This window comes from Actinoallomurus sp. CA-150999, from assembly GCF_050942425.1.
Classification (GTDB): domain Bacteria; phylum Actinomycetota; class Actinomycetes; order Streptosporangiales; family Streptosporangiaceae; genus Actinoallomurus.
Genome location: NZ_CP192063.1, coordinates 5207964 through 5222641, shown reverse-complemented (window position 1 = coordinate 5222641; position 14678 = coordinate 5207964). Strand labels below are relative to the sequence as shown.

Annotated in this window: 15 protein-coding genes and 1 pseudogene; 9 read left to right on the top strand and 7 right to left on the bottom strand. The window is 70.3% G+C overall.

Features of this window, described 5'->3' with window-relative positions:
- Window positions 1-60: 60 nt before the first annotated feature.
- A pseudogene (locus ACQP2O_RS24485) lies at window positions 61-234 on the bottom strand (DUF5999 family protein); the annotation flags it as partial.
- A 248-nt stretch (window positions 235-482) separates the two neighbouring features.
- On the opposite strand from ACQP2O_RS24485, the gene ACQP2O_RS24480 reads away from it, so the two are divergent.
- The 5 genes from ACQP2O_RS24480 to ACQP2O_RS24460 all read left to right on the top strand — a co-directional run bounded on the left by ACQP2O_RS24480 (window position 483) and on the right by ACQP2O_RS24460 (window position 4073).
- Window positions 483-941 carry a plastocyanin/azurin family copper-binding protein gene (locus ACQP2O_RS24480; RefSeq protein WP_433189467.1) on the top strand — a complete coding sequence of 153 codons (459 nt, stop codon included), beginning with the start codon at window positions 483-485 and terminating at the stop codon, window positions 939-941.
- Window positions 938-1891, top strand: coding sequence for a metallophosphoesterase family protein (locus tag ACQP2O_RS24475; protein ID WP_433189464.1), 954 nt, complete (start codon window positions 938-940; stop codon window positions 1889-1891). The genes ACQP2O_RS24480 and ACQP2O_RS24475 overlap by 4 nt, the downstream gene beginning before the upstream one ends.
- A 46-nt stretch (window positions 1892-1937) precedes the next feature.
- Window positions 1938-2540: an RNA polymerase sigma factor gene (locus tag ACQP2O_RS24470; RefSeq protein ID WP_433189461.1), complete on the top strand. Its 603-nt coding sequence runs from the start codon at window positions 1938-1940 to the stop codon at window positions 2538-2540.
- Window positions 2541-2543: 3 nt separating this feature from the next.
- Window positions 2544-3191: a Rieske (2Fe-2S) protein gene (locus ACQP2O_RS24465; protein WP_433189458.1), complete on the top strand. Its 648-nt coding sequence runs from the start codon at window positions 2544-2546 to the stop codon at window positions 3189-3191.
- Window positions 3192-3347: 156 nt separating this feature from the next.
- On the top strand, window positions 3348-4073 hold the full coding sequence (locus ACQP2O_RS24460; RefSeq protein ID WP_433189455.1) for an SDR family oxidoreductase: 726 nt from the start codon (window positions 3348-3350) through the stop codon (window positions 4071-4073).
- Window positions 4074-4082: 9 nt separating this feature from the next.
- On the opposite strand, the gene ACQP2O_RS24455 is transcribed toward ACQP2O_RS24460, so the two are convergent.
- A complete protein-coding gene (locus ACQP2O_RS24455) occupies window positions 4083-4793 on the bottom strand; it encodes a GntR family transcriptional regulator (protein WP_433189452.1) in 711 nt (236 codons plus the stop codon).
- A gap of 18 nt (window positions 4794-4811) precedes the next feature.
- Complete coding sequence (locus ACQP2O_RS24450; protein ID WP_433189449.1) at window positions 4812-5576, bottom strand: maleate cis-trans isomerase family protein; 765 nt, start codon at window positions 5574-5576, stop codon at window positions 4812-4814.
- 258 nt (window positions 5577-5834) lie between these two features.
- Here ACQP2O_RS24450 and ACQP2O_RS24445 point away from each other — a divergent pair, with 258 nt between their 5' ends.
- Both ACQP2O_RS24445 and ACQP2O_RS24440 read left to right on the top strand, forming a co-directional pair.
- Complete coding sequence (locus tag ACQP2O_RS24445; protein WP_433189446.1) at window positions 5835-6839, top strand: D-2-hydroxyacid dehydrogenase; 1005 nt, start codon at window positions 5835-5837, stop codon at window positions 6837-6839.
- Window positions 6839-8308, top strand: a complete 1470-nt coding sequence (locus ACQP2O_RS24440; protein WP_433189443.1) for an amidase — start codon at window positions 6839-6841, stop codon at window positions 8306-8308. Before ACQP2O_RS24445 ends, ACQP2O_RS24440 begins: the two co-directional genes overlap by 1 nt.
- Before the next feature lie 57 nt (window positions 8309-8365).
- Here ACQP2O_RS24440 and ACQP2O_RS24435 read toward each other — a convergent pair whose 3' ends face one another.
- The 3 genes from ACQP2O_RS24435 to ACQP2O_RS24425 all read right to left on the bottom strand — a co-directional run bounded on the left by ACQP2O_RS24435 (window position 8366) and on the right by ACQP2O_RS24425 (window position 11188).
- Window positions 8366-8851: a DUF3830 family protein gene (locus tag ACQP2O_RS24435; protein WP_433191155.1), complete on the bottom strand. Its 486-nt coding sequence runs from the start codon at window positions 8849-8851 to the stop codon at window positions 8366-8368.
- Between the two features lie 160 nt (window positions 8852-9011).
- Window positions 9012-10028 carry an MFS transporter gene (locus tag ACQP2O_RS24430; protein ID WP_433189440.1) on the bottom strand — a complete coding sequence of 339 codons (1017 nt, stop codon included), beginning with the start codon at window positions 10026-10028 and terminating at the stop codon, window positions 9012-9014.
- A gap of 251 nt (window positions 10029-10279) precedes the next feature.
- A complete protein-coding gene (locus tag ACQP2O_RS24425; RefSeq protein ID WP_433189437.1) occupies window positions 10280-11188 on the bottom strand; it encodes a LysR family transcriptional regulator in 909 nt (302 codons plus the stop codon).
- Window positions 11189-11422: 234 nt separating this feature from the next.
- Between ACQP2O_RS24425 and ACQP2O_RS24420 the strand changes: the two genes are divergently transcribed.
- Window positions 11423-12301 carry a maleate cis-trans isomerase family protein gene (locus tag ACQP2O_RS24420; RefSeq protein ID WP_433189434.1) on the top strand — a complete coding sequence of 293 codons (879 nt, stop codon included), beginning with the start codon at window positions 11423-11425 and terminating at the stop codon, window positions 12299-12301.
- 28 nt (window positions 12302-12329) lie between these two features.
- Here ACQP2O_RS24420 and ACQP2O_RS24415 read toward each other — a convergent pair whose 3' ends face one another.
- Window positions 12330-13844: a PucR family transcriptional regulator gene (locus tag ACQP2O_RS24415; protein ID WP_433189431.1), complete on the bottom strand. Its 1515-nt coding sequence runs from the start codon at window positions 13842-13844 to the stop codon at window positions 12330-12332.
- 190 nt (window positions 13845-14034) lie between these two features.
- Here ACQP2O_RS24415 and uraD point away from each other — a divergent pair, with 190 nt between their 5' ends.
- Window positions 14035-14553, top strand: coding sequence for a 2-oxo-4-hydroxy-4-carboxy-5-ureidoimidazoline decarboxylase (gene uraD / locus ACQP2O_RS24410; protein WP_433189428.1), 519 nt, complete (start codon window positions 14035-14037; stop codon window positions 14551-14553).
- The last annotated feature ends 125 nt before the right edge of the window (window positions 14554-14678 follow it).

Genomic DNA, 14678 nt, shown 5'->3' with positions numbered 1-14678 from the left:
CCATTGCGGACGAGGCCGCGCAGGCCGTGGTCGCGGTACGGGACCGTGAGGGACATCGGTCGGCCGGTGCGGCGGGACGACGCCGCCGTCCGGCAAGAGCTCTCCCGTGTCGTCGAAGACGATGACGCCGTTGCACAGCAGGCTCCATCCCTGCTCGGGATGGGAGGCGACGGTGTGGGCGGCGTCCCGGTCGACGGCGTCGGCCGGTGGGCAGTGCGGTCGATGGCGGCACATGGCATACCTCCGAAAACGGGGCCACGGACGCGATCCGCGGCATCAAGGTGATCTGTCGAGTACGTGCCGCCGGGGCTCTGGCAGCAGCGGCCAGGTCGGGCGGCGAACCCCTCGAAAGGAGATAGGCGGGGAGGTTACGGCCGGTATTCGGAGATCACGGTGTAACCCCCGGTCCTATCTGTGGTCGAAGGTCCGCGAACAGCGGATACGCGACGACGTCCGCCCAGGCGGAACGGATGGGACGACAGATGAACCTCTACACACACCTCGCGCGCGGGCGACGCCGGCCCGCGGCGCTCGTGGCCATCGGCGGGCTGGCCGTGCAGGCCGCCTGCGGCTGGGGGCCGGCGGCTGGAAGCTCCCAGCCCGCCCCGCGGCCGAACGCGCCCGGCAATGCGATGCCCGGGATGAAAATGCCCGGTGGCTCCGGCGCCGCGCCGCGCGGCGCTCCCGTCGCCGCGAACGCGGTGTCGATCAAGAGCTTCGCGTTCGGGCCCGCGTCGGTGTCCGTCAAGGTCGGCACCACGGTGACCTGGACGAACCAGGACGAGGAGCCGCACACGGTGACGGCCGACGGCGGCGCGTTCCGCTCCCCGACACTGGGATCCGGGAAGACGTTCCGGTTCACGTTCACCAAGCCCGGCAGCTACCCGTACTCCTGCACGATCCACCCGTTCATGCGCGGAACGGTGGTGGTGCGGCCATGAACGCGCCGAACACGCCGACGCCCGAAGACCAGAACGACCCGGCCGGCATGACCCGACGTCAGCTGCTCCGGCACAGCGCGTGGTTCGGCGGCGCGGTCGTCCTCGCGGTCGCCGCCGGTGAGGTGGTCAGCCGCGTCGCCGACTCGAGCGACGCCCTGCCCGCGAACGCCACGGTGCGGTTCGCGCAGATCAGCGACAGCCACATCGGCTTCCACGGACCGGCGAACACCGACGTCGCCGACTCGTTCTCCGACGCGCTCCACCGGATCGACGCGCTGGAGCACCGGCCGGACTTCGTCATCCACACCGGGGATCTGACCCACCTGGCCACACCGGGCCAGTTCGACCAGGTCAAGCAGATGATGACCGGGTTGAAGACGGGTCACGTCTTCACGGTGCCGGGCGAGCACGACTCCATCGACGACGCGGGCCAGAAGTACCGCAAGGCCTTCGGCGCCGGTGCCCGCGGGGACGGCTGGTACAGCTTCGACGTGCGGGGCGTGCACTTCATCGCGCTGGTGAACACGCTGCACATGAGCAAGCTCGGCCATCTCGGCACCGAGCAACTCGACTTCATCCGCAAGGACGTGGCCGGCCTGTCGAGCGACACACCGATCGTCGTGTTCAGCCATATCCCGATGTTCGCGCTGTACCCGAACTGGGGCTGGGCGACCGACGACTCGGTACAGGCCCTGAGCCTCCTGCGCCGCTTCGCGTCCGTGACCTGCCTCAACGGCCACATCCACCAGTTGTTCACCAAGACCGAGGGCAACGTCACCTTCCACAGCGCCACGACCACCGCCTACCCGCTGCCCCGTCCCGGGGTCGGTCCGGCGCCCGCTCCGGTCACCCTGCCGGCCGGCAGACTGCGGCACGCCCTCGGCATCCGCGAGGTCGGCTACGTACGAGGCCGGCACGCCCTGGCGATCCGCGACGAGAAGCTCGGCTGAGGGCCCTGGCCGTACCGCCATGTGAAAATGGTGAAGGGGGCTGGTCATGGACCGCTGGATCCCGGGCCGGCGCGAGCGCCCGGGGCCGGATGCCGAGACTTCTTCCGAGCCCCGGACGCCGCTCCGCTTGGTGGAGGGTGAGGCCTATACCGGCTGGGAGGCCATCTACCTGGACAACGTGCATCGCATCTACCGGTTGATGTTCTCCAAGGTCGGCAACCGGCCGGACGCGGAAGACCTCACCGCCGAGGTCTTCCTCGCCGCCCTGCGCCCGCTGCGGACCTCCGCCAGCGTGGGCGAGGTCCGCGCGTACCTGCTGGCGACCGCGCGTTCGGTGCTGGCCGCGCACTGGCGCCGGACGCTCGGGCACGAGATCACCGCCATCGACATCGAACGTGTGGCGGCCGACTTCGGCCGGCCGCCCGAGGACGGTCGTTCGCCCGAACGCGTGGCCAGGATCCTCTCGGCGCTGCCCGACCGCTACCGGCGCGTCCTCGAACTGCGGTTCCTCCGGTCCTACTCGATCCGTGAGGCGGCGCGGGAGCTGGGAGTCAGCGTCGGCAACGCGAAGGTCCTCCAGCATCGTGCGCTCAGGCTCGCGGCCGAGGTCCTGCGAGAGGATCGCCGGGACGACAGGATGGGGAGGTGACCCATGAAGGGTCTCCGGCGTTACGTCGAGGATCTGCTCAAGGGCCGCCGCCCGCGTACCTTCCCGGTCGACGACGCGGACGCCGACGCGCTCCGCCTCGCCATCGAGCTGCGTGCCGCGCGCCCGGGATCGGACGCGCCGCGCGAGGAGTTCGTCGCCGACCTGCACCGTCGCCTGGCGGAGCCGGACGTCGCGCGAGCGCCGATGCCGGTCGGACGCCGGTTGGTCCTGGGAGGCGCGCTCGCCGGGGCCGGCGCCGTGGCGGGAGTGTCGATCGACCGCGCGCTCACCGGTGGCGAGACACCGCCGGGCGACGGCACGATGATCCCCGACAGCGGCCGGTGGCACCCGGTGGTCGCCGCCGCCGACCTGGCGGAGGGCGCGGTGCGCTCCTTCGACGCCGGCAGTGTCACCGGCTTCGTGACCCGCGACGGCGGCCGGCTGCGCGCCGTCTCCGGCGTGTGCACGCACCAGGGATGCCGCCTGCATCTGGAAGGCGGCGCACGGCTGCGCTGCCCCTGCCATCAGGCGCTCTTCGCGCTCGACGGCGCCGTCCTCCACCACCGGCTTCCGGCACCGCTTCCGGCTCTGCCGCGGATGGCCGTACGCGTGGCGGCCGGCATCATCCAGGTGTACGTCTCCTCCGCCTGACGGACCGAGCCGCCACCGTGGTGACGAGTGCGGCGCCATCGAGCAACTCACCGGAAGACCAACGCTGCGTCGTACTGGACACGGCTCCCTCGGATCTCGACTCAGATGATGTATGGTTTGCATATCATTCGATACTCATACGATCGGGGAGGCGTCATGACGGACAAGGTCGCCGTGGTCACGGGGAGCTCGCGAGGGATCGGCCGGGCCATAGCCTCGCGACTGGCCGCTGACGGAATGCGCGTGATCATCAACTACAAGAACGACTTCGACGCCGCGAAAGACGTCGCCTCGGCCATCGAGAAGTCCGGCGAGCGGGCCACCGTCGTACAGGCGGACGTGACCGATCCGGCGCAGTTGCGCACGCTCTTCCAGGCCGCCGAACAGCATTACGGTGGCCTCGACGTGTTCGTGCACAACGCCTACGGAGTCGCTTACGGCACCATCGCCGAGGCCGACGACGACGATTATGACCGTACGTTCAGCGCCAATGCCCGCGCCACATTCGTGGCGCTCCGGGAGGCCGCGACCCGGCTACGGGACAATGGCCGGATCGTGTTCATTTCCTCGTCGCTCACTCGGACGGGCAACCCACCCGCGCTGTATTCGGCGAGCAAGGCGGCCGGCGAGCAACTGGTGCGCACGTTCGCCCGCGAGGCCGCCGCTCGGCGCATCACCGTCAACAGCGTGCTGGCCGGATTGACCGACACCGACGGACTGAGGGCGACGCTGGGCCTTCCCACCGAGGAGATCGCCCGGAGGATCCCGATGGGCCGGGTCGGCCGACCCGAGGATGTCGCCGATGTCGTCGGTTTCCTCGCCTCCGATGACGCCCGATGGGTCACCGGCCAGAGCATCGCCGTCGACGGCGGCCTGACCTAAGACACAAAGTCAGGCCGTCCGGTCGGCCGCCGCGATCGGTCCGGACGGGTCGGTGAGCCGGCCGTGACCGGTCAGCCGACGGACGGCGTCCTGCATGTGGTCGTCCAGCAGGGCGTACAGCCGCGCCTCGTCGCCCGCGCGCAGGGCCTCGATGATCGCGGCGTGCTCCTCGACCAGCTCCACCGGCATCGGGTATTCGTCCGCCAGCGCGGTCATGCACATCCGGGTCTCGACGAACAGGGTCTCCGCCATCCGCTTCAGCCGGACGCTGCCCGACTCCTCGACGAGCACCTGGTGCAACTCCATGTCGGCCGCGCTGAGGGCGGCCGGGTCTCCCTTGCGAGCGGCAGTGGCCATGGCGCGGTGCACCTTGGCCAGGCGGTCGGCGGTACGTTGCGGATTCTGCTGCAGCACCAGACGGCAGGCGGCGGACTCGATGGCCGTCCGGGCGAGGTAGATGTCGCGCACGTCGTCTTCGTTCAGGGTCATGACGAACACACCGCGGTGGGGCACACTTCGGGCGATGCCCTGTTGCACGAGGCGTTGCAGGGCCTCGCGCAACGGGCCGCGGCTGACGCCGAGCTGCGCGGCCAGCTCCGCCTCACCGAGCTGAACGCCCGGTGGAAGCGTGCCGTCCATGATCGCGTCGGTCAGCCGAGACGCGATGATGGTCACCGCCGGTTCTCGTTTGAGCGGCCGCAGCGTTCTCGATTCCGCCATGGTGCGTTCGTTCCTTTGTCAAGGCCGCTCCTCAGTTCCCACAGGAGCGATGATGTGGGTGCTTCGAAAAAGGGAACCGAGCCCATCCCGCGGCCGGGTGTCCCCCGCCAGCCGAAGACCTTCCCACACGCTGACCTGATTCGCCGTCAGGACCGGCTTGCCGACGGCCTCTTCCAGTTCGTCGAGCCATGCGGCGGTGTGCAGTGCGGTATCGGGAAGAAGCACGGCATCGGCGTCAGGGTGATCGTTCGAGCGCGCCAGCTCGAGCACCTGTTCGCGCCCGAGCGTGCCCACCTCCGCGGCGGTGATGATGCCCCGGCCGGAGACCTGGATCACCTCGGCGCCCGAGGCCTCGAGGAAGCGGACGAAATAGGCCGCGACGTCCTCGGGATAGGTGGCGCCCACCGCGAGGCGGCGTACGCCCAGTGCCCGCACCGCGTGCGCGAAGGCGAAAGAGGTGCTGGACGCCGGCAGGCCGCTCACCCGCGAGAGCTCCTCGATCTGCTGCCGGGCGCCGTCCCACCCGTAGATGAAACTAGCGCTGGTGCAGGCCCACACCACCGCGTCGACGTCGTGTTCCTTGAGCCGTCCCACCCGGTCGGCCAGCCGGTGGATCGCCCCCATCTCCAGCAGAGCGTCCACACGGTGGGCGTCCTCCCCGATGTCCGTATGCACGAGGGGAAGCCGAACTCCGCCCGCGACCTTGCTCTCCAGCAGCGGGTAGTCATCCTCCGCGGAATATCCCGGGTAAAGGAATCCCACCGTCGCGGTCCGGTCAGTCATGCGTTAGCGCCCTTTCGAAGCAGGGGACAGTCTAAGTCGCCTTGCAGCCTGTTGACATTCGGCAATAAGTCGGGCCGTGGCCGAGGAGAGTGGCGCGTGCCGAACCACCTCGGCACCGATATGTAGATTGTTGACAACAGTAGGAACGGGTACCTAGCGTGTCAACACCATGACGAGGCGGCGTTTTCGGATGCCCGGAAGGCTCCCGCCCGGGCATGCGGGACCCCCAGCACGTCGCAGCGATCTGAAGGGCGCCTGATGAGCGAGACCGGACCCCCTGTCGTCGTGGTTCTCGGGGACGACAGACCACCGCTCCTGGAACGTCTAGGTCAGGCGGCCCGGCTACGGCAGGTCACGCAGAAGGGCCTGCGCGAGGCGCTGGCGGAGGCCGACGTCCTCTTGGTGTGGGACTTCCTGACCGACGCCCTGCCCGAGGCCTGGCCCGCCCACGGCGGACCACGGTGGGTGCACACCGCCAGCGCCGGTGTGGATCGCCTGATCTTCCCCGCGCTGATCGACTCGGACGCCGTGATCACCAATTCCCGTGGGGTCTTCGAGCGGCCGATCGCCGAGTACGTGGCCGGTCTCGTACTGGCCATGGCCAAGGATCTGCCCGGCACGTACGACCTGCAGCGCTCTCGCGTCTGGCGGCACCGGGAGACGGAACGGGTGGCCGGCACCCGTGCCGTGGTGGTGGGCGGCGGCCCCATCGGGCGCGCCACGGCCCAGCTGCTGTCCGCGCTCGGCCTGCGAACGGCACTCGTGGCACGCACCGCCCGTGCGGCCGATCCGGACTTCGGCCGCGTCCACGGCTTCGCCGAGCTGCCCCGGCTGCTTCCGGAGGCGGACTGGGTGGTCAGTGCCGCGCCGCTGACCGACGAGACGGCCGACATGTTCGACGCCGCGACGTTCGGCCGGATGAAGCGCGGCGCGCGCTTCATCAACGTCGGCCGCGGCCCGCTGGTCGTCGAGGACGACCTGGTGGCGGCGCTGCGCGAGGGCCGGCTGGGAGGGGCGGCCCTGGACGTGTTCCGGGAGGAGCCGCTGCCCGAGGACAGCCCGCTGTGGCAGACCCCCGGGCTACTCGTCTCCCCGCACATGTCGGCCGACACACACGGCTGGCTGGAAGACCTCGCCGAGGTCTTCCTGAGCAACTTCGAGCGCTGGGTGACCGGCCGTCCCCTGCACAACATCGTGGACAAGAAGCTGGGGTACGTGCCCGTGGCCGCGGCGGACACCCCGAAGATCGAGGAGGGCATCTGATGACCGAGCTCGACGACGGCAGAACCGCAACGGAGGGTCCCGGCGCCGACGCACTCTGCGCGTACACCGCGACAGAGCTGGTCACGGCGTACGCGAACCGGAGCCTGTCCCCCGTCGAGGTGGTCGATGCCGTGCTCGACCGCATCGAACGGCTCGACCCTCTGGTGAACGCCTTCTGCCTGATCGAGGGTGACACGGCGCGCGCGCAGGCGCGGGAATCGCAGGAGCGCTGGCGCCGAGGTGAACCCCAGGGCCTGCTCGACGGCGTTCCGGTCTCCATCAAGGACCTGCTGCTCACCAAGGGCCGGCCGACGCTGCGCGGCTCGCTGAGCGTGGACCCCGACCGCGACTGGGACGAGGACGCGCCGAGCGTGGCCCGGCTGCGCGAGCACGGAGCGGTCTTCGTCGGCAAGACGACGACTCCGGAATTCGGCTGGAAGGGAGTCACCGACAACCCGCTGACCGGAGTGACGCGCAACCCGTGGGATCCCTCGCGCACCTCCGGAGGATCCAGCGGGGGCAGTGCGGCCGGCGTCGCGCTGGGCCTGGCCCCGCTGTCGGTGGGCACCGACGGCGGCGGCTCGGTGCGCATCCCCGCCGCGTTCTGCGGCATCTTCGGCCTCAAGCCCACCTACGGCAGGATCCCGCTCTACCCGGCGAGCCCGTTCGGCACGCTGGCCCACGCCGGGCCGATGACCCGTACCGTGGCGGACGCGGCCCTCATGATGGACGTGATCTGTGGCGCCGACAGCCGCGACTGGTCGGCTCTCGCGCCGTACGCGGGCAGCTTCCGGGCCGAGATCGCCCCTGAAGCCGGCGGGGTACGCGGTCTGCGCGTCGCCTACAGCCCGACCCTGGCGGGCGCGCCGGTGGATCCGCAGGTGGCCGCCCGGGTGCGACGGGCGGTCGCGCTGCTCGCCGAGGCGGGTGCGCACGTCGAGGAGGTCGACCCCGGATTCGCCGATCCGGTGGAGGCCTACCACACCCTGTGGTTCTCCGGCGCGGCCAAGGTGGTCGAGCACCTGACGGCCGAGCAGTTGGAGCGGCTCGACCCCGGGCTGCGGGAGATATGCCGGCAGGGAGCGGCCATGAGCGCCCTCGACTACCTCGGCGCGGTGGACGAGCGCATGGCGCTGGGCCGGAAGATGGGCGCGTTCCACGAACGCCATGACCTGCTGGTGACCCCGACCATCCCGATACCCGCCTTCGAGGCCGGCCGGGAGGTCCCTGAGGGCAGCGGTCTCGAGCGCTGGACCGGTTGGACGCCGTTCAGCTACCCCTTCAACCTCACTCAGCAGCCGGCGGCCAGTGTGCCCTGTGGAACGACCGCGGAGGGACTTCCGGTGGGTGTGCAACTGGTCGCCGCCCGGCACCGGGACGCGCTGGTGCTGCGCGCCTCTCACACGCTCTTCGAGGCGCTGGTGAGCGATGGGGTCGTGTCCGCGGGCCCGGTCCGGCCGCACGGCTGATCGAGCAGGGGGGGTGGGGCCGGGCGTTCGCCCGGCCCCACTTCCGTCTGGAACCGGTCAGGCGCGCTTGAAGGTGAGGGATTCCCCGATCACACCGGACAGCCACAGATCCTGCGCCGCCTCGGCCATCCGGTCCAGGCCTTCGGTGATGGTGGCGAAGATGTTGCCGGGTACGAAGCCGGTGTCCGGGTTGAGCAGCAGGTTGTTGCGCTCGTAGAACAACGCGAGGTCGACGATGCTCTCGTGCTCCTGCGGACGGCCTCCCTGCGTGTATCCGTGCGAGCTGGTGTTCAGCTGCCAGTTGGCGAAGGAGAAGTAGGCGACGTCGCCGGGGATCGGGGTGATCGTTGGGTTCTCGGTGCCCGGCTCGACCTCGGCGAACGCCGGCACCAGCGTGTAGATCTCGTTGCGGGCGTACTTGCCGTGGAAGACGTCCTTGCCCAGGGGCAGGGCGTTCCAGACCGCCTCGCAGGTACGCGGGGCCCTGTCGTCCAGCAGCTTCGCGACGCAACTCACGCCGCGCTTCTCAAGCGTGATCTCGATGTAGCGATCCACTGTCGATCCTCCGATCGTTCGGCGATTCGGCTTGGCGGGACGGTCTCTTCGTCAGCCGCCGGCGGCTTCGGATCCGGCCATTCCCACGGTCGGCGCCACGCCGCGTACGCCCTCGAAGATGCCCGAGGCCGTCTCGGTCGCGGCCGGGTCACGGCGTCCGCGGAGTGAATGCCCGGCTGTCTCCGGCATAAGCAGGAGCAACGCCAGCAGCATGAGGCCGACCACGGTCGCGGCCATGTTCTTGACGCCCATCAGCGCCACCAGCGGCACCGACAGCAGGATCGAGCCGATGCACGAGGTGAGGATGATCGGCTTGCGCCCGATCCGGTCGGAGAGCGCCCCGATCGGCGCGATCACCACCATCATGCCGACCATCACCGGCCAGCGGGATCGCGTCGCCGGCCACCTCGCTGAGACCCAGCACGTCCTTCAGGTACGTCGGCATGTAGGTGAGGATGCCGTAGTCGGTGACGTTCAGCAGCAGCACGAAGCCCATCAGGATGAGGATCGGCCGCCAGTACCTGAGGGTCTCCCGGAAGGGCGCCCTCGCGGTCTCGCCGCGGGCGGCGAGCTCCTCGAAGATCGGGGTGTCCTCCAGCCGTGTCCGCAGGTAAAGGCCGATCCCGCCCAGCGGCAGCGCGATCAGGAACGGCACCCGCCAGGCCCAGGAGGAGACGGTCGCGTCGCTGAAGAGCGTCGACATCAGCGTGGCCATGGACGCGCCGACGCTCAGGCCGATGAGGGTGCCGAACTCCAGGAAGCTTCCGTAGAAGCCGCGCCTGTCGTCCGGCGCGTACTCCGCCATGAACGTGGCGGCACCGCCGTACTCACCGCCGGTGGAGAATCCCTGGAGCAGCCGCGCCAGGATCAGCAGGATGGGAGACCAGACGCCGATCACGGCGTAGGTGGGCAGCACGCCGATCGCGAACGTGGACAGCGACATCAGGGTGAGCGTCAGCACGAGCACGCGCTGCCGCCCGAGCCGGTCGCCGAGCGGCCCGAAGAACATCCCGCCGAACGGGCGGATCGCGAAAGAGATCGCCAGGACGCCGAAGGTCGACAGCAGTCGGGTCGTGGAGTCATGCGCCGGAAAGAACGCCTTGCCCACATAGCTGGCCAGGTATCCGTAGATGCCGTAGTCGAACCACTCGATGGCGTTGCCCATCGCGGTGATCCCTTCCGCCCGTCTGTCCAGAACCTTCGGCTGCCCACATCCGATGTCGCTGATTTACGACAAGCCGGACAAGCAGCAGCCGGAGCCCCTCCGCAGCCGACTGCCCTCTTGTCGACAATCGAATGTCGACACGATCCGGTTATGACAACAGCTTGGCGATCATTTGGCAAGTGGCCGAGCGGTTACCGAGCGGAAGCTCCCGCCGATGCGCCCGCGCGACGGACGCGCGGGCCGATGGGCGCTCACTCGCACCCGGCCACACGACGCAGCGCGCGGACGAGTGCGGCGATCGCCGGGTCGCCGCCGCTGCCCGACCGCACGGCCACCGACACGGTGCGGTTCAGCCGCAGGTCGGTGACCGGCTGCAGGCGCACCTCGGCGGCCAGCTGTTCCGCCGCGAGACGAGGGATCAGCGACACCCCGACTCCGGCCTGCACGAGCGCCATGATCACCCGGTAGTCGTCGCTGATGTAGTCCAGCTGCGGATCGAACCCCGCGGCGTTACAGGCCCGCACCAGCACGGACCGCAGCGCGCTGTCGCTGCCCGGCGCGATCCAGCGCTCCTGGCTGAGCCCTTCGAGGCTGCCGGAACCACCGTCCCCCATCTGGGTGGCGCGTCTCGGCGGCAGGGCCAGCAGCAGGGGCTCGTGCAGCAGCGGCTGTAGCTCGATGCCGGCGTCCTGCAGTCGTGGCAGGACGTTGTACTCGTACACCAGCGCGACGTCGATTCGCCGGGCCCGCAGGCCCGCCACGCTCTGCTCGGGTTCCTCTTCGCCGAGCAGGACGCGCAGGTCCGGATAGGTCGTCTGGCACTCGGCGATGGCCGGCGCGGCGAGCACGCCCGCCGCGCTCGGGAAGGCGACCAGCCCCACCGTCCCCCGCACGTTGTGGTCGAGCGCCGCCACCTCCGCGCGCGCCTGTTCCAGCTCGGCCAGGACGCGCTCGGTATGCGCGACGAGAATGCGGGCCGCCTCGGTCAGTACCAGGCGTCTGCCATCCCGGATGAGGAGCGGGGTGCGCACCTCCCGCTCCAGCAACGACAACTGCTGCGACACGGCCGACGGTGACAGCGCGCAGGCCTCGGCCACGGCTGCGATCGTCCCGTGCGCGGCCAACTCCCAAAGCAGCCTGAGCCGACGCACCTCGAACATGTAGGGATGCTAATGCCAGACCTTGGAAATTCTTGCTGGTGCGACGACGGGCCGCATCGCAGACTGATCCCGTGACACCCGAGCTCTTACCGGCGGTCCACCCCGCTGGCCTCGTGTTTCGCGCTTCGACCACATCCGGCCGTACGCCTTGCCGTGCGCCCTGACGGCAGAAGATTGTCGACAGTCAGCAACATGCGATCTTGCCCGGTACCCTTCGCCCCTAAGGGGGTCGTCTTGCAGCTCACCTTTCTCGGCGGTCCGATCCCGCAGCGCGGCATCGGCGTCGTCGCGCCGTTCGACTTCGCGCTCGACCGCGAGCTGTGGCGATGGGTACCGGACGACACGTCGCTGTATCTGACGCGCACGCCGTTCGTCCCGGTCGAGGTCAGCCTCGACATGGCGCGGATCGTCAGCGAGCACGAGACGCTGCGTGAGGCCGTCCGCGCGCTGCACGCGGTGCGGCCCGAGGTGGTCGCCTACGCGTGCACCTCCGGCAGCTTCGTCGGCGGGATGGCGGGCGAACAGGCGATGTCCATGGCGATGACCGAGGCCGCGGAGCTACCCGCGGTGACCACCTCGGGCGCGCTCCTCGAAGCGCTGGCGGAGATCGGTGCGCGCAATGTCGCGATCGTCACCCCGTACACCAAATCGGTGACCGACTCGCTGGAGGACTTTCTCGGCGAGGCGGGCGTCGCGGTGACCGGGCGGGCTTACCTCGGCCTGACGCGGGAGATATGGAAGGTCCCGTATCGCGACGTCGCGGAGATGGCTCGCCAGGCGATGGTCGGCGCCGCCGACGCGCTGTTCATCAGCTGCACGAATCTCCCCACCTACGACGTGATCCCGTACCTGGAGGCCGAGCTGCAACGTCCGGTGCTCTCCGCCAACCAGGTGACGATGTGGGCCGCGCTCCGGCGCATGAACGTATCGGCGGTCGGGCCGGATCAGGCGCTGATCGACCCGGCCGCCCGCCTCGGGATCGGACCGGTGCCACAGCTACCGACCGGCCAGACGTTCCCCGAGGTCGCGCTGGCCGGCCAGGCGCTCGGCGACGGGGAGATGCTCGAGGCTCTGGACCCTCCTCCCCCGCCCGATGACCCGCTCCTCAACTGACACATCCACGACCGGAGCCTGCTTCCGTTCAGCGGAGGCGGAGGGCCAGGAAGAGGTCGACACGGTCTTCGAGACAGGCGAGGTCACGGCCGGTGAGCTCCTCGATGCGCTGGATGCGGTAGCGCACCGAGTTGACGTGGAGGTGCATCTGGTCGGCGCATCTGGTCCAGGAGCCGGAGACCTGGAGGAAGACCTCCAGCGTGCGGATCAGGTCGGTGCGGTGCGCCTCGTCGTAGGCGCACAGCGGTCCGAGCACGCGATCCCTGAACATGGTCCGCGCGTCGTCGGGAACACTCGCCAGCAGCAGGGCGTGGGTGGCGAGTTCGCCGGGGCCGACGACCCGGACCGGGCCGGTGCCGCCGACGGCCAGCGAGCGGGCGTGGCGGGCCTCCTTGACCGCGCCGCGCAGTCCCTCCGCGGTGGTGGCCTTGGCGACGCCCACCGCCAGGCCGCCGTCGGTGAGCCCGGGGGCCAGGGCCAGGAGCGCCCGCCGGATCTCTCCGGCGAGGTCGGGCCCGGCGTCCGGGACGAGCGCGACCGCCTCGTCGTCGACGAGTCCGACGGCGGACCCGATGGGAAGGATCTCGCGGAGCAGGCGGCAGAGCTCGTCCGGACGCGGTGCGCGCTCGGCGCTCGCGGCCACGGCGATGACGGCGGCGGGGTCGAGCCCGGCCAGTTCCAGGCGGGGCAGGATCTCGGTGGTGGCGGCATCGGCCACGACGAGACGTACGAGCTCCTGGGCCAGACGTCTCCCGGCGCTCACGCGATCGTCCGAGCGGGCGCGCTCGATGGCCACGATCGCGGTCAGCTCGGAGATCAGGGCCTGGCGTTCGGCGGACCACTCCGTCCAGTCGCCCTCGCAGACGAGGAGCCAGTCGGCGACGCGTGACGTGGTGTCCCCGGCGACGGGAAGGATCGAGAGGTCCCGGCCCGGGAGCGGGACCGGCAGGCGCGGGGCGGTGAGGAAGGCGCGGACCAGGTCGGCGCGCGAAAAGGCGTCGGGCAGGTCATGGGAGCCGGCGACCAGCCGGCCGGGAGGCGCCAGCACCCAACAGCGCATGCCCAGGTCACGGCCGATCAGATCAAGAAGGGGACCGAGGCCGGAGCCCTCGGTGACGCCCTCGACCAGGCGGCGGTGACGGCCCAGCACGGCGGTCAGGTCGGCGGCGCGAGCGGTCGACAGACGCCGCATGACCTGCTCGGTCACGCTGGCGAAGGCGACGTCCTCCGGCACCCGGAACAGCGGCAGGCCGCGACGGCGGCAGGCATCGATCAGGTCGGCGGGAATGGTGTGGAACTGGGCGTCCCCGGCCGCCAGCGCGGAGACCCGGGCCTTGGCCAGGGCCCGCACGAAGATCTCGGTGTCGCTGGGACGGGCCCGCCACACGAGGCCGGACAGGACCAGCTCACCGCCGCTCAGGTAGCGGCCGGGCTCCTTCAGGTCGGTGGTGACCACCCAGCGGATCGTCCGGTCGAGCTCACCGTGTCCGGTGACGAGTTCCAGCCGCAGATCGGGCATGGCCAGGAGACTCCGCAGCCGCATGAAGGCTCCCTTCGTCGATCGTCTCCGATCAGTGGACACCGGGCGGTGTCGCGGCGGAACGGCCGAGTTTGGAGGAACCTACGGAACACCGCAGAGGCCGGCGGTCACGGTTCGGAGGTCCTGCGTCTCGACCTACCCCGTCCGGCCTATGTGTACTTGCCGGGAATGGGCGAACGGGTGAGGAGGCGCGGTGGCGGCACGGTCCGATCAAGGGAGGCCGGATGAGTCTACGCGAGCGCCGTCCGAGGCGGAGCTGCTGACCTGCTGCGCCTCCCGCCGATGGGCCCGCGCGGTCGCGGCGGGGCACCACGACGACCTGGCCGCCCTGCGGGCCGCCTCGGCCCGCGCCCTGGCCGGGCTGGGCTGGGACGACGTCCTCGAGGCACTGGCCGCCCATCCCCGGATCGGGGACCGGCCGGCCGGAGCCGGGCGCGAGGCCCGGTGGTCCCGCGGCGAGCAGTCCGGGATGGACGCGGCCGCCGGGGAGATCCGGCGGGAGATGGCCGAGAGTAACGTGGCGTACGAGGAACGTTTCGGCCATGTCTTCCTGATCTGCGCCACCGGGCGGAGCGCCGCCGAGCTGCTCGCCGAGCTGCGGGCCCGACTGGACCACGACGTCGAGACCGAGCGCCGCGTCGTCCGCACCGAGCTGGCCAAGATCGTCGATCTTCGTCTCGCCAGGCTCACAGGTTTCCTTAGGGATCGGTGATGTTGCGTAGCGGTCACTGGAGAGCGTCGAGTCGCTGTGGTTGCTCACGATGGCGAAAGCGGGCTGCACTCGATGACGCTTCGCTGGTAGGCGGTCGACGTCCTGATGGGCCGGTCTCGCTCGAA